This window comes from Pandoraea sp. SD6-2 (genome assembly GCF_000389825.1).
Lineage (GTDB): Bacteria > Pseudomonadota > Gammaproteobacteria > Burkholderiales > Burkholderiaceae > Pandoraea > Pandoraea communis.
Map to the genome: position 1 here is coordinate 1 of NZ_KB944447.1, position 3,485 is coordinate 3,485.

Here is a 3,485-nt window from a genome sequence, read left to right on the forward strand (position 1 = left end):
CGAAGATCAAGCAGGGCGCTGCCGCAACGAAGGTCTGGTCGAAGCTGAAAGCTCACTTCAAGGTCGCATACCGGCAGATTCCGCAATCGGAGTTCACAGAGGCGGTGAGCATCGTGACTCGGACTGCGGCCGAGTGGGAGGTGCTTGATGCTGAGCCGAAGGGCGAAGCAGACCTTATCGCGGTGATTGAGCAAATGGACGCTCTCGATGCACTTCGACGAATCCTGTCGGGTGATCGCTGGCTGCTCAGCTACGATGACGATCGTTGGCGGCTCAAACTCATCAGCCGCGACGCGTACATCCTCACGGAGAATCAGATCGTGGGGCTCATCCGTGAGCCTGGAATCATTTCCGAACGCCTGCTTCCGAGCATCATCGCGGTGGCAGCCGAGCGGCTGACGCATCTCAGTCCGTTCAGAATCGATAGTCGGGCAGCCGCCTGACGCAGTTTCTCGGAATCCAGCCGCTAGCGTTCAGTTTAGCGGCTGGTAGATCTGCCGCATTTCCCCGTTCACGCATTTGATAGTGACCTTGCCTTGCTTCAGATAGAGCTTTCCATCTGGGGCGGCAAGGAGCTTGCTTGTCACGTAGCTCTCAGGGTAGTCGCACGAGGGCTCCGTGAAGTTGCCCTTTGCATCTAGCACCGGCTCGACATCTGCCTTCATGACGCTGAAGTACTTAGGTGCTCCGCGTTCGTTGTCAGCCGCAAGGAAACGGCCGTAGACCATAGCGTCCGGCTTTGCGGTGCCGCCCGGGGGCGAATAGAAAGTATTGCGATTCATTGCTTCAAATCGGAACCCTTTGCTTACCTTTTGGCATACCTGTGCGGGCAAATCGCCAGAGTCCACCGACGCCTGATGCAATTGGGCATCCGTATTGCAGATGACGACGTCTTCTTTGACGGTCTCGAAAACAGGCATTGCGTGCGCGGTCGAAGCAGCGAGCGAAGCCACCAGGAAAGCAATCTTTATATTCATGAGCGCCTCAATGGAAGAAACGATAAAACTCCAGATCAATGGGCTAGATCTTTCTGGGTGGACCCGATTGCGGGTTACGCAAGGAATTGAACGCTGCCCTAGCGATTTTGAGCTGGAAATGACCGAAATTTTTCCGGGGCAGGCTCAAGACATCATCGCAAATCCCGGTGATCCGTGTGTGCTTGAGCTGAACGGCGCGCCCGTCGTTACCGGTTACGTCGATCGCGTGGTTCCCAGTATATCGGCAGAGGGACATGAGATTCGCGTGACTGGCCGAGGTCGATGTCAGGATCTCGTCGATTGTGCCGCAGTTTGGCCGAATTACCAGATGAGCAATATCTCAGCGTACTCGATGGCGAAGCAACTCGCTGAGGTGTACAAGGTAGAGGTCAAGTGTGACGTTGAAAACCTGTTGGTTATTCCGCAGATCAACATCCTGCCGGGTGAGAGCACCTTCGATATCGTCGAGCGGACGGCCCGGTATAGCGCGCTGCTTGTTTATGAGGGGGCTGACGGGAGTATGGTGCTCGCGCGCTCTGGCACCGAAGCGATGGCCAGCGGTGTGCAAGAGGGCATCAATCTCGAAGCTGCGACTGTCGAGCGTTCGATGGATCGGCGATTCTCCGAGATCGTCGTCATGCTGACGGGCACGAACAACATGCAGGATCTGAGTTCTATCAACGATCCGCATTTCATCGCCAAAGACCCCAACGTTCCACGCTTCCGTCGCAGGGTGGTCATCGCCGAATGCGGCGAACTCGGGTGGGAAGTGGGTAAGAAGCGAGGGCTGTGGGAGGTTGCTCGCCGGCGCGGGCGCGCAGAGACCGTGCGCCTCACAGTGGACAACTGGCATGACGTCGCAGGCAACCTGTGGGAGCCGAACAAGCTTATCGACGTGCTCATCCCGAGTCTGAAGGTGGCGGGCGATCAGGCAGGCACAGTGCCGGTCCGATATCTCATCGCGGAGGTGACTTTCACTCTGGATGAGTCTGGAACCCACGCAAATCTCACATTGATGCCGCCGGAAGCATTCGAGCCAGAACCCATCCTGCTCTACCCGCAATATGGTGATCTGGTGGGCACGGTGTTTGGTCGTTAAGGGGCGCCTATGTTCGAGCGGCTCACACAGCGGGTTCTCTTGACGGTTGCTAGGGCATTGGTGACCGTCGTGCGGGATACCGGCGGAATTCAGATCATGCAGGTAAAGCTGAGCGCGAGTGAGACCCGTGATGGTCTTCCGAGATTCGCTGAGTTCGGCTTCTCGTCGAATCCTCCCGAAAGTTCGGACGCCGTTGTGGCCTTCATTGGTGGGGACCGTTCGAAGGGTATTGTCATTGGGACTTGTCACCAGGCGTCGCGCCCTCGCGGCCTGAGCCCTGGCGAGTCGATCTTGCACAGCCAGGACGGGAAATCTGTCTATCTGACGGCGGACGGCGGGATCGTGGTCGAAGCGAAGGGGCAGCCTGTCGTGGTCAACAATGCTTCCGATGTCACTTGGAACTGCACCGGCAAGTTCACGCTGGTGGCTCAGGGCGGTGTCGAGTTTGATACGCCGCTGGTGAAATCGACCGGCGACATGCAAGACAACGTCGAGACCAACCCCCACACGCTGGCAGATATGCGACAGATTTCTAACGAACATATCCACCCGGTTAAGGGGGTGCAAAGCGGAGCGTCGGACGTGGCGAGCGATCCGCCAAATCAGAAGCAGTGATAGCTTCCATATCGATCTACAAGCCTCCCTCGCGGAGGCTTTTTTTGTTTGGTGTGCATGGATACCTCAACCGTTTGGGACTCTGCTGCGAACCGAGGTGACTGGGTTCTCGACGGCGCAGCACTCGAGACGGGAAACGACGTCACAACGGCGCTCCTGATCAGTCTCTTTACCGATCGAATGGCTGATTTGGACGACATCATTCCCGATGGCACGACGGACCCGCGCGGCTGGTGGGGCGATGACGTCGCTGCCGGCCCGATCGGTTCTCGCATGTGGCTCATCTTCAGAGAGAAGCAAACCAAAGAGACGCTGCAGCGGGCCTACGACTACATCGTCGAAGCCATCCAATGGATGATCGACGACAAAGTCGTGGCCCGATTCGACATAAACGTGTCGTGGACCAAGCGAGGCAACTTGCGCGCCCAGATTTCGGCATACAAGCAAGACGGCTCAATTGTGCCGAACGCATTCACATGGGCTTGGCAGGGGAATGACTGATGCCGTATCAACGACCCACACTAACTGAGCTTCAACAGCAGGTTGCATCCGACATCGCGTCCAATGTACAGGGGGCCGATCCGCTACTTCGTTTCGCAAACCTGAAGATCACTGGTCGAGTTCAAGCGGGCCTTGCGCACCTCCATTACGGATACATCGACTACATCGCCAAACAGGCGGTACCGTGGACGGCCACAGGCGAATATCTGGCCGGATGGGGGGCTTTTCGTAACACATTTCAGAAGTCACCCACGGCTGCGTCAGGCGCCGTCCCGTTTTCGGGAGTACCGGGC

The 3,485-nt window shown here is 57.4% G+C and carries 5 protein-coding genes and 1 pseudogene; 5 read left to right on the plus strand and 1 reads right to left on the minus strand.

Annotated elements, in window-relative coordinates:
- On the plus strand, positions 1 to 443 hold a 443-nt coding region (locus tag C266_RS27780; protein ID WP_010804318.1), incomplete at its 5' end, for a hypothetical protein.
- A gap of 30 nt (positions 444 to 473) precedes the next feature.
- Here the strand turns inward: C266_RS27780 and C266_RS14275 are convergent.
- Complete coding sequence (locus C266_RS14275) at positions 474 to 977, minus strand: hypothetical protein (RefSeq protein WP_036663081.1); 504 nt, start codon at positions 975 to 977, stop codon at positions 474 to 476.
- 10 nt (positions 978 to 987) lie between these two features.
- Between C266_RS14275 and C266_RS14280 the strand changes: the two genes are divergently transcribed.
- From C266_RS14280 to C266_RS27925, 4 genes and pseudogenes are all read left to right on the plus strand, one after another.
- Positions 988 to 2,076 carry a phage baseplate assembly protein gene (locus tag C266_RS14280; RefSeq protein ID WP_036663085.1) on the plus strand — a complete coding sequence of 363 codons (1,089 nt, stop codon included), beginning with the start codon at positions 988 to 990 and terminating at the stop codon, positions 2,074 to 2,076.
- A gap of 9 nt (positions 2,077 to 2,085) precedes the next feature.
- On the plus strand, positions 2,086 to 2,691 hold the full coding sequence (locus tag C266_RS14285) for a phage baseplate assembly protein V (protein ID WP_010804321.1): 606 nt from the start codon (positions 2,086 to 2,088) through the stop codon (positions 2,689 to 2,691).
- A 57-nt stretch (positions 2,692 to 2,748) separates the two neighbouring features.
- Positions 2,749 to 3,192 (plus strand): phage GP46 family protein, encoded by a 444-nt coding sequence (locus C266_RS14290; RefSeq protein ID WP_010804322.1) that lies wholly within the window; start codon positions 2,749 to 2,751, stop codon positions 3,190 to 3,192.
- Positions 3,192 to 3,485: pseudogene (locus C266_RS27925) on the plus strand (phage baseplate protein); the annotation flags it as partial. The gene C266_RS14290 and the pseudogene C266_RS27925, both read left to right, overlap by 1 nt.